Here is a 25823-nt window from a genome sequence, read left to right on the forward strand (position 1 = left end):
CGTGGCAATTCATAAAAAAAGCGGGAACGTACAGCCCGACCCGTAGTTTTTACGGAGGGTCACGCCCAAATTAATATATGAGTTTTATTTCATTTTGTAAATTTCGGAACCTGCCAACAAGAAACAGCCCAATCCATAATCTTCGAAATCAGGAATTTTGTCATACGAAAGTGGTTGTCCGTCTTTTGGTTCTTTACCCGTGGATTGAAGAAAGCCCAAGAATCCGTTTTCGTGCAAACTTTCTTTGATCATGGCATTCCATGCTTTTTGGATTACGGGCAAGTAGGTTTCTTTTTTCAAAATTCCGCTGTTAACTCCATAAGCCATTCCGTAAACGAAAAGTGCAGTTCCAGAGGTTTCTTTTTCACCAAAATTTGTCGGATCGTGCAAACTTACATTCCAAAAACCATCGGCGCGTTGTACTTTGACCAATGCTTCCGACATTGCTTTCAAATCTTTCACGTATTGTTCCCTGTGGGGTGCGTTTTCTGGAATTATGGTCAAGACTTTGGCCAAAGCCGCAATTACCCAGCCATTGCCGCGACTCCAATAGCAATCTTCGCCGTTTGGTTCTTTGTACGGTGGATCGAAATCGGCATCACGCCACCACAGGCCGTCTTTTGGATTGTACAGTCCGTGGTCGCCGTGTTTGTCTCTTGAATACATGTACATTTGGTACATTTTTTCGAAATAGCGATTGTCTTTTTCGAGTACGCCCATTTTTGCAAAAACCGGCATCCCCATCTGGATGGCGTCAATCCAAGACCAATCGTCGAGTTGAGGCGTATTCAACAACATGTTCATGGTAGCTCTTGTGCTTTTCAATTTTTTGGAATCTGGTTCCAAATTGTACAAATCGATATAGGTTTGTGCAGCGCAATAATCGTCGGCATTGCGGTTTGCACTTCCGTTCCTGAATCCCCATTTGTGAAATTCAGACCAATCATAAGCATAGTTGTAATAGGTTTCTTTAGGGTATATTTCATACAATGCCATCAGTCCTTCATAATACACACCGCGCGTCCAAATATTGCTGGGACGTTCCTTGTTGGTCACGATGGTTTTGCCCACTTCCGGCCATTTTTGCATGAAATAATCGTTGGCAAGCATCATTTGTTTTAGCACTAATTTTTTGTCAAAAGGTTCCTGAGCGCTTGAACTGCTTGTGTATAAAAAGCATATAGCGAAAAATAAAAGTAATTTTCTCATTTTAATATTCGTTATTTAAGAATTAGTTTTGTTTTAAAGGGGTGATGGTAATAGGGCCCAACAATCCGGAAGGCATCGGGCTCCATTTTGTGGCGTCAAATTTATTATAATCTTTGTCGACCATGTTTATTTCATAAAAAATCTTCCATTCCTGGCCTTTTGACTCCATGTCACGAACTCGATTGGCGGATAGATTGGTCACTTGAATTTTTAGGGTGTTTTTTCCGGGTTTTAATTTTCCGATGTTCAATTGATAAGGAACCGACCAAGCCGTTCCTATAAATTTGTCGTTTAGCCACACTTTGGCGCTTTCGCGAACATCACCCAAATTCAAACTCCAGTTTTCGGTTTTGCTGTTTGGGTTATCAAATACTAGACCATAAGTGGCACTTCCCGAAAAAGCTTCGGCTTCAGGGCTTAATTTTGTCCAAGATTCCAGATTGGAAACCGTTGCCGCCGGTGGCAATTGTGGCCCGCCTTTGTCGAAATTAATTTGCCATTTTCCGTTCAAGGGAATGGCTTCGGCAGTGGCTTCATAATAGTTCCATTTTTTTTGCGAAGCGGTGTTTTCCGTTTTCAAGAAATAGGATTGTCCCGGTTCGATTTTGAGTTTCACCAAGGTGGTGTTGGCTGTTTTTTGTACCATGGCATTTCCATAATCCCTGTTCAATGGGTCGAAAATCACGACTTCTTTATTGCCGATTTGCAACGGAATGAAGCCTTCAATTGTTTTGGACGAATGATTGACCAAATAGTATATTTTTTCACCATCGATGGTTCTTCGAGTGTATTTTAAACCAGTGTTTACAAGCGTTTCAGGATATATTTGGGCATCTTCCAAAGTTTTGAAAACATCCGAAACTGGAGTTACGGAAACTTTGTTGGCAGCCAAAATAGTTAGAAGTTCTTGCTCTTGTTTTTTGTAATCGTGAAATCCGGGAACCGATTCCGGCAATCCTTCAAAGATGATTTTGGCACCCGCTTTTTGCAATTCGATTAGTTTTTGCAAAGTGGTCAAAGGCATTTTTTTGCAAGACGGAACAACCAACGATTTGAAAGTTCCGCCCGGCAAACTGATATTTCCGTCCACCACTTTGGCTTGGGCGATGAAATTGTCGGAGATAAAATCTACTCCGTATCCTTTTTTCATCAAGCTTTTAGTCGTGTCGTAGAAAGAAGTTTCATACAACCATTCGGATAAGGAATGTATTTTGAATTGAAAAAACAAAGACCCTTTTTGGTATTTGTCCCAGGTGTCGAAAATAGGCCAGTAAAGCAATATTTCATTGTCTGCTTTTCCTTGTTGCAGCATCGATTGGCAGTTGGCAATATAAGAAAACAGGGATGGAGCGTCTTCCCAAATGCTGTTGTTGGCATTAAAATTGACCGAGGCATAAAATTTCCAACCCGGCCATTTGGCACGCTCTGGCGAATAGGTTGAACCGTGAAGGAAAATATGGTTGACTCCGTTCAGCATCAAATCTTCCGCTTCGGGTTTGCATTGCGATAAAGCGGTTTTAAAATGCTCGCGCAACCACGTAAATGTTTCGGATGAAACCAGTGGTTTTCCTGCAATATGGGCGGCTGATGACGAGAATTTCAACATTACCGGATCGGCATCGCCTTCGCGAATGTCTCCTTTTTCGCGTCTAAAGCCGGGAATGTCAAAAGGCATGGAGCCAAAAGTTTCGCATTCCGGAATATCTGCCGATGCATATAAATCGATCAAATTTCCAGGCGAACCGTGGGCTTGCAGTTTGGTTTTGAAGTTTTTTTCGTTGGCCCATTTCGTCCAAGATTTGTCAAATTTATTCAACAACAAATCGGATAGGGTTTGTCTGTAATCACTTTTGATTCGGTTGCCTATTTCATTGTCGGTTTCGTTGAGTAAAAGCGGCAATTGTTCTTTTAAATCATAGCCTCTCAGGGTTTTGAATTCTTCGAAAAAACGGGGCGTAAAATCGGTGCCATACACTTCGTAACTGTCGTTGAAAATGGCTCGAACTTTTCCTTCGCGTCCCTTGAAAGCATTGTTGAAAGGAACAATGTAAGCATTGAGTGCTTCTTCCGAATAGTGATCCAAGGTAAAACCTTTTCCTCCCGGAGCTGCTCTTTTCACTTGTTGGCCGGTTTTGCCGCTAAAAACGGCGTATAAAGTATAATCTGTTTTTTTTGCTTTCCATTTAAGCAGATTTTCTTTTACGAGATCGGTCAGGTTTGCATAAGTCCCGTTGCTTCCATAAGCTACCACGTATAAAAGTTGGGCAGGTGTTTTTTCCTTGGTATCGCTAATTTCTATTTTTCTGTCAAAAGTTTCGTTTTTCTTGATTTGGTATTTTTCGACAATCAATTTTGTTGCCGCATGAGGCAAAGTCACGTGGGAGCCTCCGTAGGGCCAGCCCGTTCCCAGAACCATGTCGACTTGCATGTGCAAGCTATCGGCAACATGAATGGTGTAATCCAGCATTTCCATCCATTTTGGAGAGAGGTAATCAATGAAATTGTTTTCTTCGCCTTTTACTCCATATATAGGAGTGATTTCGACTCCGCCAATTCCGGCATCGTGAAAATCTACCAAGCTTTTCTTCAATCCGGGTTTGTCCACCGCACTACCCATCCACCACCATCGCGCCCAAGGCTGGTTGGTGTTGGTAGTTTTTGGCCAAGGAGAAATTGTTGTTTCCTGGGCAAAAGCGCTTGAAGCCAATAAAAAGGTAATAAAAATATGGAGGTATTGTTTTTTTAGTCTCATTGATGATGGATTATTCTTGTAATTATTGTTGAGGTTTTTAGATAGGTGCTTTTTTATAATTTTAGTAATTCAAATTTTGAAACAGTCCTCTTAATTAAAGTTTAAAATTTATGCTCAACTACTCTTGGGTAGTTTATAATTGAGTAAAATTATTGGTAGTTCATATAAATAGCATCCTGTTGCGTCCTGTTTTTTTTGTTTTTATAAAAGAATTAAATGAATAATAAAGAGGAGTATTTTTTCAGGATTTCATTTTTTTTCAATTGAATTAATTTGATAAATATAATGTTTCAAATTTCAGGTTTGTGCTTGTGTTTTTTTCCAGCGGTTTGATATTGTATATCAAACGGTTATGGGGTTTTGTTGTGGATGAATAATTCTGAGGGCGTAATATCTTGAAAGCTAACAGGATGCTACAGGATGCTACAAGTTTTTTTTTGAAATAAATTTGATTAACTAAATAATTAACCTAAATTAACTTTTTATGAAAAACAAGTTTAGCCTTTTGCTGCTAATGGCCGTTTTTACATTACTACATGTATCCGGTTATGCACAGAACAAAGTTGTTAAAGGAACCATCACGGACGTTTCAGGATTACCTATACCTGGAGTAAACGTGATTGTCAAAGGTTCCAAAACAGGAATCAGTACTGATTTTGATGGGAAATACGCTATTACTGTATCTCCTGGACAAGTATTGGTTTTTAGCGCCACGGGTTCCAAGACGGTAGAAAAAACCGTTGGTCAATCCAGTGTCGAGAATGTAGTGCTTCTTGATGATGTGTCCCAACTTAATGAAGTTGTGGTTGTTGGATATGGAACACAAAAGAAATCGGATGTTACTGGAGCGATTTCAAGTCTTTCTGCAAAGGAAATTAATGCCACTCCTGTGCAAAACTTATTGCAAGGAGCTCAAGGTAAGGTTGCGGGAGTAGATATTGTTTCAAGTGCAAGGCCTGGTGAAATTGGATCAATTCGAATCAGGGGAAATAGATCTATCAGTGGAGGTAACGGCCCTTTGTATGTTGTTGATGGTGTTCCCTTGCAATCAGGAGGTATTGAAATGTTTAATTCAAACGATGTTGCCTCTATTGAAATATTAAAAGATGCTTCGGCAACCGCTATTTATGGTTCCAGGGGGTCTAATGGTGTTGTATTGGTAACTACTAAAAAAGGTAAAGCAGGAAAGGCTTTAATAAGTTTCGATTCCACTACCACTATGGAGGACTTAGTGGAGTTGGCAGATTATTATAACGCTGGAGAATATGCTGAATATAGAAGAGACGCCTTGCGTTATGCAGGTTTGTACAAAGATGCAAGTGGTGTTACCATGAATTATGCAAGTCCTGCAAAAGATTTTCAATATTTTGGAGCAGATAAAACGGCTTGGGAAAATATTGCAGATGGTTATACTTGGATTGACAGAGAAAATCGCATTCCTGTCATGGCGAATGGTGTTCCTGTTTATGATGGTAGCAAAATTCCAACAACCGACTGGACTTCCCCTGTATTGCAGACCGGAATCATTCGCAACAGTACCCTTAGTATTAGTATGGGTACTGACGACATAAAAACATATGCTTCGTTAGGAGTTTTAGATCAGACAGGTTCAATTGCTGGTCAAGACTTTAAACGATATACTGCTTTGTTGGGGTTAGAACTTAAGGCAACAAAATGGTTGACTTTTGGAGCTACCTTAAATACAAATTATAGCATTCAAAATTATGGTTATGCTGGATCTGGATCAAGAGGTTCTGCACAATTATATGGAGCTGCAAGGGGACAGTATCCCTTTGCAGAGCCTTATGATAGTGAAGGGAATTATATTTTTAACCCTGGTGGAAGTATTAATGTTGTTAATCCAATTAGAGATAAAGATTTGGTGATAAATGAAAGAACTACGGCTAGAATGTTTGGTAGCTTTTTTGCCGATATTAGATTAGCAGAGGGATTGCGATTCAAGACTATTTTTGGGCCAGACATAAGAAATTTCGAAAATGGTCAGTTTCAGTATGCTACTTCAAGTATAAGAGGAGGTACTGCGACTTCAACAAATTATGCGAGTTTGTCCGATACTGAAAATTTTTCATGGACTTTTGAAAATTTACTTTATTATGATAAAACATTTAAAGAAAAACATACTTTAGGAGTTACTTTGTTGCAAAGTTCTTCCTTGAACAAAACGGAAGGTTCGTCAATGGTTGCCACTGATTTGCCTTATGATAGTCAGTTGTGGCATAATTTAGGTTCAACCAATAGAGGTGCTTTAGATGGTTGGGGGTCTAGTTATGTGAAGAAAACTCTTGCATCCTATATGGCAAGATTTAACTATTCTTATGCAAATAAATATTTATTAACTGTAACGGGAAGAGCAGATGGTGCATCAGTTTTGAGTGAAGGAAATAAATGGGATTTCTTTCCGTCGGCTTCATTAGGTTGGAAAATTAACGAAGAAAATTTCCTTAAAGATGTTGATTGGTTAGGTCAATTAAAATTACGTGCTGGTCTGGGAACTGTTGGTAATCAAACCGTAGATGCTTATGGTACGGCTGGTGGATTGGTTTCAGTGCCTTATATTTATGGTGCCGTTCCTGGAAAAGGATATGTCACAGGTGATCCTAAGGGGACAAACACAGGTTCAATACCTAATCCTGAATTGGGTTGGGAAAAAACTAGACAATTAAATTTTGGTGTGGATTTTGGTTTTTTCAATAATCGTATAACAGGATCTGTTGATTACTACATTGCGGATACTTATGATATTTTATTGGACAAAAAACCTAACTCTGTAACGGGTTATGGTAATATTACGATAAATGCGGGAGAAACAAGAAATAAAGGGGTTGAAGTTCAATTGTCAACCGTGAATATTGAAGCAAAAGATTTTAGATGGACTTCAGATATTACGTTTACTAAAAACACAACAGAAATTGTTTCGTTGGCAAGTGGACCTACGGATGATGTAGCCAACAATTGGTTTATCGGACAACCAATATCTGTAAGATATGATTATAAAAAAATAGGTATTTGGCAAACTGCGGATGCTGTAGAAATGGCAGTATTCAATGGTAATGGGTCTACTTATAAAGCTGGAGATATTCGAGTTGAAGACGTAAATAAAGATGGACGAATTGATGCCAATAACGACAGGCAAATCATAGGTCACACAGATCCTGATTGGACAGCAGGTTTTATCAATACTTTTAATTACAAAAATTTTGAACTTTCGGCCTTTATTTATTCCAGATGGGGTCAAACCGTTGATGGTGGTGCTGTAGATATGCAAGGGCAATTCGTACACAGAAAAGTGAATTACTGGACACCAACTAATCCTTCTAACGAATATCCGGCAGCAAATTATAATAACGGTGGACAACCAATTCATTATAGTGCCATGAATTATCAAGATGGATCATTTGTTAAACTTAGATATGTTTCATTGGGGTATAATTTGCCACAAGATGTTATTGAAAAAGTTGGTATGAGCAAACTAAAATTGTATGCACAGATTGTAAACCCATACTTATATTCAAAAACAAGTTTCTTGGATGCTGATTCTAGTTATGCCTCAGGTGGTGCGTCTTCAGTGACAACACGAAGTTTTGTGCTTGGACTTAATGTTGCTTTTTAATAAAAAATATAATATTTAAAATATACTCAAATGAAAAAATCATTAATAATATTCTTGTCCGTTTGCACAGGGTTTCTATTTTCCTGCAGCAACAGTTTTCTTGATGAAGAAATGGTATCTACCCTGACGCAACAGCGTTATGACGAGCCGGCAGGTATTGAAGAATTAGTCAATGGAGCCTATGAAGGATTACGATTCCATTTTAATTATGAATGGTCTTATGCCTTGACAGATTATGGAACAGATACCTTCACAAACGGAGGTGGTGTAGATTTTGTTCAATGGAATACTTATAGTTCGATATTGGGACCAGCAGAAACAGCTAATTTAAAGCCTTTTTGGGATAATATGTACGCTCAAATTAATTTGGCCAATATTGGTATTTCCAAAATTCCAACGGTATTGCCGGATTCTAACAAAGCTTTGAAAGATACAAGATTGGGAGAGGTTTATTTTTTGCGTGCCTTTAATTATTTTAGATTAGTAACGCAGTTTGGAGGAGTTCCTATTACATTAGATCCTATTAGAAGTGATGTGTCTGAATTTCCTAGAGCCACAACCGCTGAAGTGTTTAAGCAAGTAGAAGAAGACTTCTTGAAAGCAGAGAGCTTGTTGCCAACTACCCCAGCTCAAGTTGGGCGTATTACTAAGGCAGCAGCACAACATTTTTTGGCAAAAATGTACCTTACAAGAGCCAGTGAGTTGTATGCTAATATCACCCAAGGGACTGATTTAGCAAATGCAGCTAAATTTGCAGATATGGTTATCGCAACTAGAACTTTGGCTCCAGATTATAAAGATATCTTTAATTACTCAGCTGTTAATGCTCCAAACGAAAGATTGTCAGAAGTTTTGCTTTCTGCTCAATTTGATAATACGATTGCATTACAAGGAAGATACGGAAATCAGACTCATATGTACTTTTTGTCAGTGTACAGAAATTTTCCAGGTATGACAAGAAACTTGGAGAATGGTAGAGAGTTTCAACGTTTGAAACCAACCGATTATGCGTTGGATATTTTTGATAGAAAATCAGATTCTAGATTTTACAAAAGTTTTCAAACTACCTATAATTGTGCGCTAAATAGTACCAATATTCCAAAATGGACGGCTGCAAACGCTCCATCTCCAAGTTTGGTTGGGCAACCTAAGTTTAAAATTGGAGAAACGGCTGTTGCCATGATTGTGAACAGTAAGACGGATACTCGTTTCACGCCTACTTACAAAAACACTTTTGCTCCACTTATGCTTACAAGATACGGTGTAGATGCTGCGGGAAATCAAACAACAGATCACAACATTAGTACCTATCCATCTTTATCTAAATATAACGATCCATTTAGAGCGAGTCTTGCAGAAGCAAAAGGTACTCGTGACGGAATATTGGCACGACTAGGTGAAACTTATCTTATTGCTGCCGAAGCGTATGGTAGAATGGGGAATTATGCTAAAGCATTGACTTATATGAATACTTTAAGAACTAGAGCCGCTTACAAAGCAGGACAAGATAGAGGTTGGGCTTATTATGTTGCAGAAAATGTTCCTACAACTGTAAATGGAAGTACAGCTGCTAACATGATTGCTACTGAGGCTTCATTTACAGCAGGTACTGCTGAAGCGGCTAAAGAAATGTATCCACCTACTGTTACTTCTAAACCTCAAATGTTTGTTCATTTTGTTCTTAACGAAAGAGCTAGAGAATTGATGGGGGAGTTTTATCGATGGGTTGATTTAGCTAGAACGAAAACTTTGGTTGAAAGAGCAAAATTATTTAATGCAGAAGCCGCTCCAAATATTAAAGATTTTCATAGTTTACGTCCCATTCCACAATCCTTTTTAGATTCATCCACAAAGAATGGTGTACCGCTTACTGCAGATGAAAAAACAAGTATGCAGAATCCAGGTTATAATTAAACCGATTTAATATCAAAAATAAATCAAGTGCCATAGTCTTTTGATTATGGCACTTTTTTTTAAGGCACTATTGAATAGTGTCTTTTTTTTCTTTTATAAATAGTGTCTGCTGAAAAACCCTATTTCCTTTGTATTCAAGGCAAAAGAGTTATATTTGAAAAGCCAAGTGCAAGGAAAAATGGCAAATACCCGAAAAAAGTGTGCACCACCACCAACTTTTGTTGGTCGAAATCAATTAGCTTTAGAGGGGTTCGAGTCTCCTTTTGATAAGCGATTGAATCCTGAAAACCGCTGGGTAGTTTTAGCAAATCTAATTCCTTGGGATGAGATTTGCAATATCTATCTCAAAGCCGTCCCCAAAAAACAGACTGGTCGTCCAGGTTTGAATCCTAGAATAGTTTTAGGGGCTATAATAATCAAGCATTTGTGCGATATTGACGACCGTGAAACTGTGGATCAAATTACAGAGAATATCTATATGCAATATTTTTTGGGTTATTCTAGTTTTTCGGATATTCCTCCTTTTGATGCTTCGTTGTTTGTAGAATTCCGTAAGAACTTGGGTTTGGATGTTATCAATTCAATAAACGAAAAAATCATTGGCTTAAAGACTCAATTAAAAGAGAATAGCAAGCCTAAAAGAGGCGACTTTGAATCGGATTCCAACAATCAAAACAACAATAGAGGAACTGTAATAATGGATGCTACAGCTTGTCCGCAGGACATTGCTTATCCAACGGATTTGAACTTACTCAACGATTCAAGAGAAAAATCAGAATATTTGATTGACCTTTTGTATAACAAAGAATTGCATAAAAAAGCCAAGAACTTATCGAGAAGAAGCTCGAAAAGTCTATTTGAAAACCGCCCAAAGGAAAAGTAAAACAGGAATAATTATTAGAAAAGGCGTTGGTCAACAGCTTCACTATTTAAAACGAAACATCAGGCATATCAATACTTTATTAGATGCCTACACGGGTATTCCGCTCCAAAAAAAGGAGTTGAAATATTGGTATGTCCTACAGGAACTCTACCGTCAACAATTGCTTATGTTTGAAACCCAAACCAAATCGGTCTGTGATAGAATTGTAAGTATTCATCAACCTCACGTAAGACCCATTGTAAGAGGAAAAAGCCAAGCCAAGGTAGAATTTGGAGCCAAAATACATTGCTCAATGATTGATGGGATAACCTTTTTAGATGAGCTAAATTGGGATGCCTTCAACGAAGGAAGTAATTTGATGGAGTATGTGGAGAAGTTCAAAACAAGATTTGGGTGTTATCCAAAAGAACTTTTGGTAGATAAAATATACAGCACAAGGGAAAATAGAAAAAAACTAAAAGAGAAAGGAATACGACTCGTTGGAAAGCCCTTAGGACGACCTTCACTGGCAGCGCACATCGTCTTAAGCCCAGGAGAAAGAAATCCGATTGAAGGAAAGTTCGGTCAAGCAAAGACAGGGTATGGGTTAGGCCGCATCAAAGCTCGACTACAAAACACTAGTAAATCTTGGATTGCCAGCATCTTCTTGGTGCTAAACCTAGTCAAATTGGCTGGGGTTGCAGCCCATTGGTTTATAGTTTGGATAATCGAGAGTTTATCAGCATACTTTATCCCAAAAACAGAAACAAATAAAATAGGTGTGATTTAAACGAAAATCACACCTATGAACTATGTCTTTTATGAAAATTATAAATAAACGTATCTCTTAGTTTTTCAGCAGACCCTAATTACAAATTGTATGATAAAGTATTCGATTAAAATTACCAGCAAAAAAAAAGAGGACTTACAAAATTTGTAAATCCTCTTTTTGAAGAAAATTATTATATTATTTTTCGATAACCAGTTTATGAGTCGATACTCCTTCTTCGCTATTTACTTTTAACAGATAGACTCCTTTTGTAAGATCAGGAATATTCAATACTAGCATTTTTTTGCCATCTGTGAGTTTGTAATCCTTTTGAACTACAATTTGTCCTAATAAATTTGAAATTTCAACTTTGACATTCTCAGAACGGCTTCCATTAAACTGAATGGTAAATTGACCATTGGATGGATTTGGGTAAACCACAACATCAGACTCAGCATCAAGGATAGGTTTATTAATTCCCAATGAAGCCGAAACAACTTGGATATTAGGTGTTGGCGCTGCCGGCATATCATACCCAAGGAAAAAACTTGGATGCGGCGGTTGGTTGTAACCCGAGTTTTGCCAAGCAATTGCAGTACGATATTGCGGATCGTGCATCAAGGTATAAATACGTTTATCGGTGGTGATATTAGTAGTAAAAAGAATCAAAGCGGTATTGTCAGTGCGACGAAGAATAATTTCTTCTCTCCAGTCGCCCAAAATATCAGCTGTAAGACAAGGATTCTTTTTGGTATCATTATTATACGATACCGGAGCCGCTTGATAAAGAGTAAACAATCGGCCGAGTGATTGCGTGGCAGGATTCCATTTATCCAAAATTGCACCATCTAACAATTCGCGACCTAAATCACCATCCCACCATACAGCACCATTCACGGCTTGACTTCCATTGGTTGGTTTACTTGTTCCAATTTGCCCTTTCTGCACATTATAAAGATTTCCTGAGGAACTCCACATTTCATATCCTCTGTGACTTGGATCGATATCGGCAGCCAATGCACGTCCTACATCGCCAGTAGTTGGAAAACCCAAGATGGTTTTTCCTGTTTTTGCATCATTTAATCTAATTCCAAAAGGACTATATTGCCCTTCGGATTCTAAACACTGCCAAATTTCTTGACCCGGACGATCTGGATCCATATCCGACATATGCAAAGCATCACCGTGACCATAACCGTATGTCCAAAGACGTTTACCATCATCGTTTATGGCACAAGAGCCATTAATTACTTCATCTTTTCCATCTCCATCAACGTCACCAATAGTCATATTGTGATTCCCCTGACTCGAATAAGCATTATTAGCTGGATTCGCTGGGTCTTTACTGTCAAAAATCCATCGAAGCGTAAGTTGTCCGTTGCGCCAATCGTAAGCGGCACGCATCAGTTTGTCATAATATCCACGCCCCACAATCATACTGGGACGGGCTCCATCAAGATAAGCCACTGCCGAAACAAAACGATCCTGACGGTTTCCGTAAGTATCTCCCCAATCGGCGGTATTGGCCCTGGCCGGCTGATAAGCAACGGTTGCCATTGCCGCGCCCGTCAATCCGTTAAAAACAGTCAAGAATTCAGGACCTTGTTGTACCCACCCATAAGCATTGCGATGATCCACGTTGGCATCTCCAATAACAGTCCCTAATCCATCAATAGTTCCGTCGGCAGTTTTCAAAATCATTTCAGACTTTCCATCTCCGTCAAAATCATAAACCATAAACTGGTTGTAATGCGGACCAGAATTCACGTTTTTACCAAGATTGATACGCCACAATCGAGTACCATTTAATTTATAACAATCAAAAATTTGTTCACCAGAATAACCTCCCGAATTATGGTTTAATATAGTAGGATCCCATTTCAGGATGATTTCGTATTCCCCATCACCATCTACATCGCCCACACTAGCATCATTGGCCGTATAAGTATAAGCTGTGCCATTTGGAATAGTTCCACCAGGAGGAATTTGCAAAGGAATAGACAATTGATTGTTACTCCATACCGAAACAGCTGTAGTTGCAACACCTTCCGCTCCTTCGATAACAGTCTTTATTGTATAAGAACCGTTGGTGGACACATTATCAACATAATTCGTAGAGTTCGTAATGGGCAACGCATTAAGTTTTATGTTATCACGATACACATTAAAAGCAATTCCCGAAGGATCATTCCCTAGCATTCGCCAGCTAACAAATACTTCAGTAGATGATTTTCTCAAAGCTACAACTCCACGATTTAGGAATTCTACTTGCTTAGGAGTAGTAACTACTGCATCTGGCACCGCCAAAGTATTTACCCTCACATTATCTCCGTATGTAGTACTGGTACCTCCGCCGTTGATCGCATAGGCTCTAACATAATATAAGGTAGTAGGACTTAGCCCCGGGATAGTAACTGTATAAGTTCCCGCACCTGCTGCTACATCTGCAACTTTAGTATTTGCTAAAGTTGGATTAGGACTTGTACTATACACAATTCCTCTTTCGGTAATAGCTGTTCCACCATCGGAAGTAATATTTCCTCCAGCTTCTGCAGTTGTGGTAGTGATATTAGAAACCGCATTGGTCGAGAGAACGGCCGGTGGCGGAGCTGGTGCATAAGTACGAACTATTGGCGTAACGATACTACTCGAATTGGTTTTGGTGTAAACCACAAAAGGATATACACTTCCTGCTGCGATAGTAAGATTACCCACATTATTTTCAATACCCGGAGTCAAAACAGAAGGATCTTTCATTTCTGTCCAAGTAGTTGCTCCTGAAAGTCGCCTAAATACTCTTGCTGAATAAGTAGGAACATCTTTATCCACATTATCAATAAAGGAACAATATAAATTATTCGAAACATCTTTGATTAAACTTATGTTTGGAGAATCTCTACTACCTAATCGAGCGATAGTTCCCCAAGTAGATGTAGTTTTATTGTATTCAATAGCTGTAGCTCTGTTGTTACCCGCTGGGGAAGTAGTAGCATCAAAATACACAATTAATGGATTTCCTGCATCGTTAATTACCATACTAGTATGACGAATTCCTCCTGTAACGGTAGAAGCAGTCGATTCAGACCAAGTTCCAGCTGTGAATTTATACAATTTCATAGTTCCTGTAGTAGAATTAGTAGCCCCCAAACCACAGAAAACTAACCAAGGCACATCAGCCTCGTCTAATACCAAACTCACTCCAACAGCTATCGATGTTGCATTTACAACACCAGGACCAACAGTAACCCAAGAAGTACCATCAAACTTCTTGACATAAGGCTTCATTGTTCCATTATCACCAAAGGCAATATAAGGATTGTTATCCGAATCGAAAGCTAGAGAACTTCTTGGAGTTGAACCATATTGCCCCACCCCATTGGTTACCGAACCCGTCGAAACATAAAGATTATTGGCATCATTGTTTAATGGTTCCCAAGTATCCGTTTCAGAACTATACTTCTTTACAGCTAGCTTGTTGCCATTTCCAGCATCGACATAAGTGACATAAAATTGATTGGTTTTATCCAATAAAATTCGAGAATACGTAAGATTGGCTCCTATATCGTTCCCGAATTGCTCCCAAACTCCTGTGGTGGCATTTCTCTTTTTCACCTTGACAACTGGACCGGTTCCTTCCCTGAAAACCACATAAGGCTCCTCATTCAGAACGGCAATAGAAGTAAAAGAAGAAGCAACGGCAGAAACGTCGTTCTCTTGACCTAATATATTCCATTGTTGGGCAAAGGAAGATTGTACTGTCAACAATGTGAAAACTGCAAAAGCAGTAATCCTGAAAGAAGTCTTTCTTAAAAGAATTTGCAAAGACTCATAAAGTGGTTGTTTTTTCATATAATAATTAATAGTTTAAAACTTTGATTGTTAGTAAATTGATTGCTTGGTATTTACCCGATTTAATTAATTCCTTGACATAATTATAAAGTAAACCCAGATAGTCTTTCATTATCCTGAGGAAAATTAAGTTTATCTGGGTTTTTTATTAACTCTATCTTTTTCTAAAAAAAGACTAGAATTTATTAACTTCACTAAGATTAAAACGGATTTATATTTAAAAACAAATCCGATTTTTTAATCGTCTTGAACTATTTTAGTTTTAAAAATTATTGTTTAATAATCTTTTTAGAATAATTCCCTTCAGCAGTATATATCGTAAGATAATAATTTCCGTTGGCAAGATTCTGAAGCGAAACAGTGTTTTTATCTTCTGTACGCACTAATTGTCCCAAACTATTGTACACGGCAATTTTTTGAATAACTGCAGCATTTGACAAACTTACAGTTACAAAATCAGTAGTTGGGTTTGGATAGACAGCGATTTTGGCAGATTCTTTAAATTCACTAACACCTAACGCAGCAGAAATAACAATAGTAATTGCTTTAGTAGTAAATCCATAATCTGTTGTTGCCTTAACATAATATGTAGTTAATGCCTTAACAGCAGTTGGTGTACCGCTAATTGTTCCAGTTGCAGAATCAAGAACCAAACCAGCTGGAAGTGCAGGACTTACTGTATAAGTTGCTGCAGTACCTGTTCCTAAAGTTAAAGCTGATTTAGGATTGTCTGCAATAGCAGTTCCTACAGTATAGACTCCTGCAGTAGTGGTATAATCAAGTGCTGAAGGTGCGGTTCCTGGCAAAACTGCCATAACAGTTGTTAAACCTGTCACCGAATCATATGTATTTGAAAGTGTTTTTCCTGCCGTTGTTGCTGCTGCTGATAATTTAATAACATTATTGGTTATATTAGTAGCCATTGCTAATGTTTGATCACCTGCCAACACTAAAGTACCAGAATCAATATTAATCACACTATTAATAGTTGTTAAGGGGCCTCCAACAGTTATTGATCCGCTATTTAAATTTATAGTACCCGCGGCAGCTGCCGTGTTAATTGTAGACGCTGTTGTTCCTAGGAAATTAACTATTCCTCCATTAACATTTAAAGTTCCTTTAACAACTAAATCTCCAACAGGAAATTCAACTTTACCTCCATAAACATTACAAGTACCATAAGCTCCTACTGCAAATCCAGCAACTTTATATATTTTTATATTACCTGAGTTAAGATTTACAACTCCTGGACCTGCAGTAAAATAATTACCAATCGCAATACTTCCTGTGCTTTCTCCTGTAATTGTCCCTCCATTAACATCTATAGTGCAAGGAGCATTTCTTCCCACAAGAATATTTGACTTTGTCTTTAAAGTTCCACCAGTTTCAATATTACAGTAAGGAAGTTCCCCTGTAGAGTTTCCAAAATAGATATTTCCTTTTCCCCAAAAAGTACCTCCCGTAATGTGTAATTTTCCTCCAATATATACGCTCAACGAAGTACTTGATGAAGTGATATCACTGGCTGTTGTAAGCTCGGTTCCTGTTGCCGTTTGTAATTGTACTACAAATATTCCTGGTGTTGCGGCGGCTGAGTTGTCGAGTAAAACCGGAGTAGTTGCTGAAGCGTCAAGTTTAAGGTTGTCTGTTCCTGGAGTCGCAGTGGCGTATGCTGGAGCCGTAGTCCAGTTAGTCGCAGTCATAAATAAATTATCGGTAGTTCCGGTCCATAAATTTTGAGCATGCGAAACATTAAAAGACCCCAAAAGGAAAACTAGAAAGCTAAAAGATAAAATGTTTTTTTTAAGTAAAGTTTTTTTCATAATTTATTATTTATTGGTTAAGGATTAAATAGGTAGTTAAAGTTCTTTTTTATGATATTTTAGTTATTTTATTAATGCATTAGATTGGAAATTATAAAAAACAAATAAATTGTTGCTTAAAAAAACATATTAAATATTTTTTTAGTTAAAAATTCATTTTTCAAAACTATTTGTTTATTTCTTTAATACTGTCCTGTACTCTCCTGTACCTTTTGTGCTTTAACGTTAAAGCATAAAAAATAAATAAAATTGAAACCATTATTATGATTGCCTTCGGTTATCGAATCTTGTTTAGGTATATCATTTCTAAATTTTTCATACAGGGTAGCACAGGATACTAATGATGTTCAACTCTTTTATATTTAAACTTTTTAATACTGAAAAATTAACTACCAATGGTTTACATAAAAAAACTGCTTATAATTCTAATTGTTTTAGGTGCTAATCTTTCTGTGACAGCCCAAGTCAAGTTGCCTGCTTTGGTGGGTGACAACATGGTTTTGCAACAAAATGCAAAAGTCAATTTATGGGGATGGGCCTCGCCAAACGAAAAAATAACTATCCAATTGGGGTGGCAAACTGCTCCGGTGGAAATCATGACCAATCCCGATGGAACTTGGAAAGTAGCTGTAGATACTCCGCAGGGCAGCGAAAAAGTTTACGACATTACGATTGAAGCAAGCAATAAAATCATTCTCCACAATATACTTATTGGCGAAGTCTGGATTTGTTCCGGTCAGTCCAACATGTATTTTCCGGTGGGAAAAGAAGACGGAACCTGGAAAACGGGAGTCAAAAATTATGAAGAAGAGATTAAAAACGCCACTTATCCCAATATTAGATTGTTTACGGTTTTGACCAAAGCCTCCCAAAAACCATTGGAGGATGTCACGGGAAGCTGGACGGCGTGTTCGCCAAGCACCATTAAAACATTTTCGGCCGTGGCCTATTTTTTCGGGAGGAATTTGTACCAAAAGTTAAACATTCCTATTGGTTTGATTTCATCCTCTTGGGGCGGAACAAAAGCCGAAGCTTGGACTTCGCAGACTGTTTTGGAAGAAAATCCAGATTTCTTGTCCATTCTGGAAACCGATGCCAAGAATGAAAAATTATTCCAAGAAAAACTGGAAAACTACTATTCGAATTTGAAAAAAGAACGAATAGCCAACAACAACGATTTATCTAAAAGTGAATTAAAAAAGCCCAAAAAAGAGGAAAACAAAACCTCGTATGTACTTTATAACGCGATGTTGCATCCTTTGATTAATTATACCATGAAAGGCGTTATTTGGTATCAAGGAGAAAGCAACGCCGAGCAAGCCTATTTGTACCGCAGTCTGTTTCCGGCCATGGTCAAAAATTGGAGAAGCGACTGGAATCAAGGAGATTTTCCGTTTTACTATGTGCAAATTGCACCGCATAAAGGACAAAATCCAGACATAAGAGAAGCCCAATTGTTTTCCTTGAAAAATATACCAAATAGCGGAATGGTCGTGACAACCGATGTTGGAAATGCGACAAACATTCATCCAATAGACAAGCAAACCGTGGGACATCGTTTGGCTTTAATAACCCGTGCCAAAACCTATAATGAAGCTAATTTGGTCTATTCTGGACCTATTTACAATCAGATGAAAATCAAGAAAGAACGCGTTCAATTGTTTTTTGATTATGCCAATTCCGGACTTGTGAAAAATGGGGAGGTTTTGAAAGAATTCGAAATTGCGGGCGAAGACAAAGTTTTTTATCCCGCAGATGCCAAAATTGATGGCAAGATAGTTGTGGTTTCGTCTTCGAAAGTAAAAAATCCCGTAGCCGTTCGGTTTGCTTGGAAAGCGGTACCGGAGCCCAATTTATTCAATAAAGAAAATTTGCCGGCTTCCCCTTTCAGGACTGATGATTGGATAAGTGAAACAGATAAGAAACAAATAAATTAACCGAATTGGAATACACCAATGACAAAATTATTTGCAATAAAAATAAACCAGTAATAAATTAAACTTAAAATATTAAAAAACATGAAAAATAGCCGCCTTAGAAATGCTTTTAAAATGAAATTGAAACCAGGTTTTGAAATCGAATACAAAAAAAGACACGAAGCCATTTGGCCTGAATTGTCAAGCCTATTATCGGAAACAGGAATCCAAGATTACAGTATCTTTTTGGATGAAGAAACCCTGATTCTTTTTGCGGTTCAAAAAATAAGTCCGAATTTTGATTTTGATTATTTGCCAAGCCACCCAATTGTAAAAAAATGGTGGGCTTACATGGCCGATATTATGGAAACCAATCCCGACAACTCTCCAGTGGCAACGTCGCTGATTGAAGTTTTTCACGCAGATTAAATTTTTTTTGGTACCTTTAAAAGTTAATCAATATCTTATGATGAGTTTTAATAAAACCGCAATTTTTACCGCATTTCTAGTTTTTGCATTTACCAATATTAATGCACAGGAAAGAACCACCATTGAACTGAACAATGGATGGAAATTTGCCAAAGGCAATAGCGAAAAGGCTTTTGAAAATAGTTTTAATGACTCTAAATGGCAAACCGTTAGCGTTCCGCACGATTGGGCCATTTACGGGCCTTTCGACAAAGAAATCGACAAGCAAACCACTGCCATTGTTCAAAACGGCGAAAAAGTGGCCACCGAAAAAACGGGACGAACCGGTGCTTTGCCTTACATCGGCGAAGCTTGGTACAGGAACCAATTTTCGATTCCCAATTTCGACAAAAGCAAGAAAGTAATCCTCCTTTTCGAAGGGGCGATGAGTGAGCCTAAAGTATTTTTGAATGGCAAGAAAGTAGGCGAATGGAACTACGGATACAACTTTTTTTATTTCGACATCACCGATTATGTTGCTGCCAATGGGAAAAATAATTTGGCAGTGCATTTATCCAATTTAGGAGAATCCTCTCGTTGGTATCCCGGAGCCGGCTTGTACCGAAAAGTAAAACTGATTGTCAAAAACAAGGAAAGCATCGACCAATGGGGAACTTTTGTAACCACTCCGATCGTTACTGATGATGTGGCGAAAGTGAATGTCAAAACCAAAGTCACGGGCGAAAATCTGCGCATCGTCACCAAAATCAAGGATGCTTCAGGAAATGAAGTAGCCGTAAATAAATCCGACGCTATTTTTGGCAACGAATTTGAACAAAACATTGCCGTAAAAAACCCAAAATTATGGAGTCCGGAAACGCCTTATCTTTATACTGCCGTTTCCCAAATTTATGTTGGCGATGTTTTAAAAGATGAAACAACAACACGATTTGGCATTCGAACCATCAAATTCGAACCCAACAAAGGCTTTAGTTTGAATGGAAAAGTTCGCAAGTTCAAAGGCGTTTGCTTGCACCACGATTTAGGACCAATTGGAACCGCCATCAACAAAGCCGCTTTGCGCAGACAATTGACCATTTTAAAAGATATGGGTTGCGACGCCATCCGCAGTTCCCACAATATGCCGTCATTGGAGCAACTCGAATTGTGTGACGAAATGGGATTCATGTTCCTGGCCGAAAGTTTTGACGAATGGGCAAAACCAAAAGTAAAAAATGGTTACAATCGTTTTTTTGCAACCGATGCCGAAAAAGACGTGGTCAATTTGGTTCACGCCACTCGCAACCATCCGTCAATAGTGATGTGGAGTTCTGGTAATGAAGTCCCGGATCAACATGGTTCCGAAGGGGTCAAACGTGCCAAATGGCTGCAAGAAATCTTCCACCGTGAAGATCCAACTCGTCCCGTAACGGTTGGAATGGATCAGGTAAAAGCCACAATGGAATCGGGGTTTGGTGCCATAATGGATATTCCCGGACTGAATTACCGTTTGCCTTTGTACGAAGAAGCATTCAAAAAATTTCCACAAGGATTTATTTTAGGTTCCGAAACAGCTTCAACAGTGAGTTCTCGTGGAGTTTATAAATTCCCGGTTGTCAAAGGACCAGACAAACAATATCCCGATTTTCAATCCTCTTCTTATGATTTGGAATATTGCAGTTGGTCGAATGTGCCCGATGATGATTTTGTTTTGCAAGACGACAAACCTTGGGTAATAGGCGAATTTGTTTGGACAGGTTTTGATTATTTGGGCGAACCAACACCTTATGACGAAATGTGGCCGTCTAGAAGTTCGTATTTTGGAATTAATGATTTAGCGGGGTTGCCAAAAGACAGATTTTATTTGTACAAAAGCCGTTGGAATACTACTGCCAAGACCTTGCATATTTTACCGCATTGGAATTGGGAAGGTCGTGAAGGTCAAACAACGCCTATTTTTGTGTACACCAATTATGACAGTGCCGAACTTTTTGTCAACGGAAAAAGTATGGGCATCCAAAAGAAAAATAATGCAACGCCACAAAACAGATACCGTTTGATGTGGATGGATGTCAAATACGAACCCGGAACAATCAAAGTGGTCGCTTTGGATAAAGATGGAAAAGCAGTTGCCGAAGAAAGCATTCGCACCGCCGAAAAGCCTTATGAAATAAAACTCGAAGCCGATAGAACCACGCTCGAAGCCAATGGCGAAGATTTGTCTTATGTAACCGTTTCTGTTGTGGACAAAAACGGAAATGCTTGTCCAACCGCCACCCAACAATTGAATTTCAGCGTAAGCGGAAAAGGAACTTACAGAGCAGCTTGCAACGGTGACGCCTCTTCATTGGAACAATTTCATTTACCAACTATGAAATTATTCAGTGGCAAATTGGTGGTCTTGGTACAATCAACCGAAGAAGCAGGAAAAATGGAATTAACCGTAACGGGCAAAGGATTGAAAAGTGGAAAAATAGGGTTGAAATCTAAATAATTGGGCTTGTAATAATAGTTTTGAATTGCCACCCACTTGAATTGCCTCCCGCTTTAGCTGGAGGATTGTAAGATTGGCTTTAGCCAAAAGCAGCTAATTTTGGCTAAAGCCATTCCTAGTGATTGCAATTTTATACCTCCAGCTAAAGCTGGAGGCAATTTATTTTTAGAATACAATTTTAATTGAAAATCTGATATGAGATTAGATAAAAAACATATTTTAATAGTACTGCTGTTAGCAACGGTTCAAACTTGGTCACAAGACACCAGAAGTTTTAAGATTTTTCAATTTCCAGCCAACAAGATTCCAACCATTGACGGCAATCCCGACGATTGGAAAATGGTTCCCATAAGCTATGTTGTGGGGATGGACCAGTTATGGGACGATAGCGGAAAACAACCCAAAGCCGATCCGAAAAATTTGGATGTAAGCGTAAAAGTAGCTTGGGTAAAAGGGCTGAATCGCTTGTATTTTTTATACGAAGCTTACGATAATTACTGGGATTTTTCCTTGACGGGTTTGCACAACGACATCTTTGAAATCACGGTCGATGCCGATCAATCAGGAGGTCCTTTTATTGACCGATTTCATCCCAATAAAGCGTTGACAAACACAATGGATGCTTATTTTTCTTATCACGGTGTTCACGCTCAAAACTATCATATTTTCACGCCAGCCGAAGGCAAAGATTGGGCTTTGGCTTGGGGAAGCCAACCTTGGATAAAAGAATTACCCTATTCCAATGCGGCAACCAATTATAATTTCAAACCCGGAGAATCAGGGAAATTGACGTTGGAATTTTGGATAACTCCTTTTGATTATGCCGGAAATGATCCGTCAAGAGCCGTTGAATCTATTTTGACCGAGAATAAAAACATCGGACTTTGCTGGGCAATTATCGACTATGACGATGTCAATAACGAAAAGAATAACGGCTTTTGGAACTTGTCGAAAGAGCACACGATGTACGGCAATGCCAATTATAGTTTGCCATTCAAATTGATGCCTTTGGAAGCCGAATTCAAAAAAGCAATCGATGCAAAATGGACGTTCAACGCGGTGGACATGAACCGAAGAATGGTCGCTTTTATGGATAAATCGGAAGGTGAAATCAAATCTTGGAACTGGGATTTTGGTGATGGAACATTTTCATCCGAACAAAATCCTGTACATCAATACAAAGAAGCTGGAAAATACATTGTAGTTTTGAACATTGAAGGGCCAAAAGGGAAATCCAGAATGGCGAAAGTTTGGGATGTAGCAGTGAAATAAAAAACCTAAAATATCAAAAACATAATTATTCAATCTATATAATAATATGTTTCCAACGGATTAAAATCCGTTGCTACAATATGTTGCGAGCCTATGGCTTTCTTACGTTAAAGTTCCGTAGGAACGATTTATTTTGTAGCAACGGATTTTAATCCGTTGGAAATAGGAAATATTGAGCAAAAAAGTTCCGTAGGAACGATTCATATTAAAATAATTTAAAATCAAAACAAATTAAAGATGTCAATTAAAATTAAGTTATATTTACCAGTAACCCTTACCCTCATTGGAATAGCCAATTGCAATGCCCAACAGAAAAAGCCAATTTCAACAATTGTTTTATCGAATGCCTCTGATATTGAATTGATAGACAAGCCGATAATTATTAAACGAAATAGCATAGACAAAACAGGCACAGCTGTTGGGTTTCCAATTTTAATATATAAAACAGACACTATTGCTAGTCAGGTCAACGATTTGGATGGCGATGGAAAATGGGACGAACTCTTTGTACTAGATAATTTTGCTGCCAAAGAAAAGAAAACGGTACAGCTAAAATGGGCAAATCAAGCTCCAAAATTCCCCATCAGAACCAGCGTGCGATTCGGAAAAAGAGAAGCCATGGATTTATCGGTACAACCAGCAACGGAGGAATCAGTTAATGCCCATCAAGTCTTTAAAAAGCTGGGATTCCAGAAATACCAAACCGACGGCCCTTCATGGGAAAATGACAAAGTAGGTTTCAGACATTATTTGGATGGACGAAATGCCAAAGATGTTTTTGGAAAAAAAACTCCCGCAATTACACCCGAAAATGTTGGAATTAACAGCCAAGGAGCAGTCGAAGACAATTATCACGTGATGCACGATTGGGGAAGAGATGTTTTTCCGGTGGGAAGTTCAGCTGGATTGGGCGGATATGCCTTGCTTGTCGACAACGAAATCACCCGATTGGGAATTCTTGGCAACGATACTTTGAACAATATCGAAAAAACAAGCTTCAAAATTGTTGCCGAAGGCCCCGTAAATTCGCTCCTTAACTACACCTACAACAATTGGAAAGCTTCTGGAAACAACTATCAAGTAAACGAAACCACCTCTATTTGGCCAGGAATGTACGCCTACAAAAACAGCGTGAAAATAAAAGGAATCACGGGCAAAGAAACCTTATTGGTTGCCTTGTCCAACATCAACAACCAAAATGGACTGAAAGTGGTCGAAGTAGGTAAATGGATATGCCTTATACAACACGACAATTTAACCTACAAACGCGAGTGGATTATGGGTACGGCGCTTATCATTCCCAAAAAAGACTATTTGGGCTATATCGAAGCACCAAAAACGGGGCAATTAACGGATTCCTATTTTGCCAAAATGAAAATCGTGGAAAACACCTCTGCACGCTATTATGCCGTAGCCGGTTGGGAGTTAAGTGCCGACAAAAACTTTAAGGATGCCGCTTATTTTACCGATTATGTTACCAAGCTAGCTTCGCAATTGGCAATAGAAATAAGTGTAAAAGTACTGTAAACCAATCCCAATTTAAGGTCTTAATATTAAAAATTATGAGACATTATCACATCCCGGTTGTAGCCTTGTTTTTTTTGGGCAGCCTAAGTTCAAGTATTGCTCAAACCAATGATGCCACAACGCCATTGCACTTGATGCAACCTAATTATCCAACGCCTTATGTAGTTCCACAAAAAGAGGAAATAAAAACCGTTTTGGACAGAGTTTATACTTTTTTGGATAAAAATTCAGCCTCTAAAATTGTAAACGCAAATACAAAAGTAGCCGTAACTGATTATAAAAAAAGCAATGAAGACATCACTTTTGAGCCGGGTTCTTTTCGATTGACCAGCTACGAATGGGGAGTTACTTATGCGGGAATGCTTTTGGCCTCTAAAGCTACTGCCGACCCAAAATATGCCGATTACACCAACAAAAGATTGCAATTAATCGCTGATATTGCTGCCAATTACAAAGAGCAAAACATCAAGGACAAGGATATGCTCAAAACGCTGCATCCCGAAGCATTGGATTTTGCAGGAGCGCTTTGTGCCGCCTTTATCAAAGCAAAACAAGAAGGTTTAAAAACCAATGCCGATCCGTTAATCAACAATTACATCGACTTTATCAGCAACAAACAATTTCGATTAACCGACGGAACTTTGGCACGAAACCGACCTCAAGACAACACCATTTGGCTCGACGACATGTTTATGAGCGTTCCAGCTTTGGCACAAATGGGGAAATATACAGGCAATGTGAAATATTTTGATGATGCCGTAAAACAAGTCAAGCAGTTTTCGGGTCGAATGTTCAACAAAGAAAAAGGAATTTACATGCACGGTTGGGTGCAATCAATGACCGATCATCCTCAGTTCCATTGGGCTAGAGCCAATGGTTGGGCAGTAATGACGATGGTCGAATTATTGGAAGTTTTACCAAAAGACCATCCAGGATATGCCGGGGTTTTGGCACAATTGCAAGCCCACATCAAAGGATTGGCAAAATACCAGGACGGTACCGGTTTTTGGCACCAATTATTGGATAGAAATGATTCGTATCTCGAAACTTCGGCAACCGCAATTTACACTTATTCCATTGCCAGAGCGATAAATCGTGGTTATGTAGACAAAATGACTTATGCTCCAATGACGCTGTTGGCTTGGAATGCAGTGGCTTCCAAAGTGAATGACAAAGGCCAAGTGGAAGGAACTTGCGTGGGAACCGGAATGGGATTTGACCCTGCTTTTTATTACTATCGTCCCATAAATGTATTTGCGGCTCACGGTTACGGCCCCGTTTTATTGGCTGGAGCAGAGGTGATTTTGTTGTTGAAAGACAATCAATTTGAAATCAATGATAGTTCGATTCAATTGAAAATTCCGGGTAAAAACAACCAACTCAAATGAAAATTAAAA

General features: G+C 38.6%; 14 protein-coding genes. 10 read left to right on the plus strand and 4 right to left on the minus strand.

The genetic code is table 11. The annotated features are described in order from the left end of the window. Positions 1 to 84: 84 nt before the first annotated feature. Both OZP13_RS03130 and OZP13_RS03135 read right to left on the minus strand, forming a co-directional pair. Positions 85 to 1209 carry a glycoside hydrolase family 88/105 protein gene (locus tag OZP13_RS03130; protein ID WP_281298626.1) on the minus strand — a complete coding sequence of 375 codons (1125 nt, stop codon included), beginning with the start codon at positions 1207 to 1209 and terminating at the stop codon, positions 85 to 87. A gap of 22 nt (positions 1210 to 1231) precedes the next feature. Further along, positions 1232 to 3961 (minus strand): glycosyl hydrolase, encoded by a 2730-nt coding sequence (locus tag OZP13_RS03135; protein ID WP_281298627.1) that lies wholly within the window; start codon positions 3959 to 3961, stop codon positions 1232 to 1234. 484 nt (positions 3962 to 4445) lie between these two features. On the opposite strand from OZP13_RS03135, the gene OZP13_RS03140 reads away from it, so the two are divergent. The 4 genes from OZP13_RS03140 to OZP13_RS03155 all read left to right on the plus strand — a co-directional run bounded on the left by OZP13_RS03140 (position 4446) and on the right by OZP13_RS03155 (position 11158). Then, entirely contained in the window at positions 4446 to 7592 is a 3147-nt protein-coding gene (locus tag OZP13_RS03140; protein ID WP_281298628.1) for a SusC/RagA family TonB-linked outer membrane protein, read from the plus strand. A 30-nt stretch (positions 7593 to 7622) separates the two neighbouring features. Then, the gene (locus OZP13_RS03145) at positions 7623 to 9506 is read left to right on the plus strand and encodes a RagB/SusD family nutrient uptake outer membrane protein (protein WP_281298629.1); all 1884 of its coding nucleotides are present in this window, start codon (positions 7623 to 7625) and stop codon (positions 9504 to 9506) included. A 178-nt stretch (positions 9507 to 9684) separates the two neighbouring features. Continuing rightward, positions 9685 to 10389 (plus strand): transposase, encoded by a 705-nt coding sequence (locus OZP13_RS03150; RefSeq protein WP_281298630.1) that lies wholly within the window; start codon positions 9685 to 9687, stop codon positions 10387 to 10389. Beyond that, the gene (locus OZP13_RS03155) at positions 10364 to 11158 is read left to right on the plus strand and encodes a transposase (protein ID WP_281298631.1); all 795 of its coding nucleotides are present in this window, start codon (positions 10364 to 10366) and stop codon (positions 11156 to 11158) included. The genes OZP13_RS03150 and OZP13_RS03155 overlap by 26 nt, the downstream gene beginning before the upstream one ends. A gap of 177 nt (positions 11159 to 11335) precedes the next feature. Here OZP13_RS03155 and OZP13_RS03160 read toward each other — a convergent pair whose 3' ends face one another. Both OZP13_RS03160 and OZP13_RS03165 read right to left on the minus strand, forming a co-directional pair. Next, a complete protein-coding gene (locus tag OZP13_RS03160; RefSeq protein WP_281298632.1) occupies positions 11336 to 14986 on the minus strand; it encodes a rhamnogalacturonan lyase family protein in 3651 nt (1216 codons plus the stop codon). Positions 14987 to 15255: 269 nt separating this feature from the next. Next, positions 15256 to 16809, minus strand: coding sequence for a T9SS type A sorting domain-containing protein (locus OZP13_RS03165; protein ID WP_281298633.1), 1554 nt, complete (start codon positions 16807 to 16809; stop codon positions 15256 to 15258). A 395-nt stretch (positions 16810 to 17204) separates the two neighbouring features. Here OZP13_RS03165 and OZP13_RS03170 point away from each other — a divergent pair, with 395 nt between their 5' ends. The 6 genes from OZP13_RS03170 (at position 17205) to OZP13_RS03195 (ending at position 25814) form a co-directional block, all read left to right on the plus strand. After that, a complete protein-coding gene (locus tag OZP13_RS03170; protein WP_281298634.1) occupies positions 17205 to 18746 on the plus strand; it encodes a sialate O-acetylesterase in 1542 nt (513 codons plus the stop codon). 81 nt (positions 18747 to 18827) lie between these two features. After that, positions 18828 to 19154, plus strand: coding sequence for an L-rhamnose mutarotase (rhaM, locus tag OZP13_RS03175; RefSeq protein WP_269242305.1), 327 nt, complete (start codon positions 18828 to 18830; stop codon positions 19152 to 19154). A gap of 40 nt (positions 19155 to 19194) precedes the next feature. Next, complete coding sequence (locus OZP13_RS03180; protein ID WP_281298635.1) at positions 19195 to 21627, plus strand: DUF4982 domain-containing protein; 2433 nt, start codon at positions 19195 to 19197, stop codon at positions 21625 to 21627. A gap of 195 nt (positions 21628 to 21822) precedes the next feature. Beyond that, positions 21823 to 22899: a PKD domain-containing protein gene (locus OZP13_RS03185; RefSeq protein WP_281298636.1), complete on the plus strand. Its 1077-nt coding sequence runs from the start codon at positions 21823 to 21825 to the stop codon at positions 22897 to 22899. A 237-nt stretch (positions 22900 to 23136) separates the two neighbouring features. Continuing rightward, positions 23137 to 24426 (plus strand): DUF4861 family protein, encoded by a 1290-nt coding sequence (locus OZP13_RS03190; protein WP_281298637.1) that lies wholly within the window; start codon positions 23137 to 23139, stop codon positions 24424 to 24426. Positions 24427 to 24461: 35 nt separating this feature from the next. Beyond that, complete coding sequence (locus OZP13_RS03195) at positions 24462 to 25814, plus strand: glycoside hydrolase family 88/105 protein (protein WP_281298638.1); 1353 nt, start codon at positions 24462 to 24464, stop codon at positions 25812 to 25814. Positions 25815 to 25823: the final 9 nt, after the last annotated feature.

This window comes from Flavobacterium limnophilum (assembly GCF_027111315.2).
Lineage (GTDB): Bacteria > Bacteroidota > Bacteroidia > Flavobacteriales > Flavobacteriaceae > Flavobacterium > Flavobacterium limnophilum.

Bases quoted from the DNA above. Each gene is read 5' to 3' on its own strand.
- OZP13_RS03130 (WP_281298626.1), bottom strand. From the start codon at position 1,209: ATGAGAAAATTACTTTTATTTTTCGCTATATGCTTTTTATACACAAGC.
- OZP13_RS03135 (WP_281298627.1), bottom strand. From the start codon at position 3,961: ATGAGACTAAAAAAACAATACCTCCATATTTTTATTACCTTTTTATTG.
- OZP13_RS03140 (WP_281298628.1), top strand. From the start codon at position 4,446: ATGAAAAACAAGTTTAGCCTTTTGCTGCTAATGGCCGTTTTTACATTA.
- OZP13_RS03145 (WP_281298629.1), top strand. From the start codon at position 7,623: ATGAAAAAATCATTAATAATATTCTTGTCCGTTTGCACAGGGTTTCTA.
- OZP13_RS03150 (WP_281298630.1), top strand. From the start codon at position 9,685: ATGGCAAATACCCGAAAAAAGTGTGCACCACCACCAACTTTTGTTGGT.
- OZP13_RS03160 (WP_281298632.1), bottom strand. From the start codon at position 14,986: ATGAAAAAACAACCACTTTATGAGTCTTTGCAAATTCTTTTAAGAAAG.
- OZP13_RS03165 (WP_281298633.1), bottom strand. From the start codon at position 16,809: ATGAAAAAAACTTTACTTAAAAAAAACATTTTATCTTTTAGCTTTCTA.
- OZP13_RS03170 (WP_281298634.1), top strand. From the start codon at position 17,205: ATGGTTTACATAAAAAAACTGCTTATAATTCTAATTGTTTTAGGTGCT.
- rhaM (WP_269242305.1), top strand. From the start codon at position 18,828: ATGAAAAATAGCCGCCTTAGAAATGCTTTTAAAATGAAATTGAAACCA.
- OZP13_RS03180 (WP_281298635.1), top strand. From the start codon at position 19,195: ATGAGTTTTAATAAAACCGCAATTTTTACCGCATTTCTAGTTTTTGCA.
- OZP13_RS03185 (WP_281298636.1), top strand. From the start codon at position 21,823: ATGAGATTAGATAAAAAACATATTTTAATAGTACTGCTGTTAGCAACG.
- OZP13_RS03190 (WP_281298637.1), top strand. From the start codon at position 23,137: ATGTCAATTAAAATTAAGTTATATTTACCAGTAACCCTTACCCTCATT.
- OZP13_RS03195 (WP_281298638.1), top strand. From the start codon at position 24,462: ATGAGACATTATCACATCCCGGTTGTAGCCTTGTTTTTTTTGGGCAGC.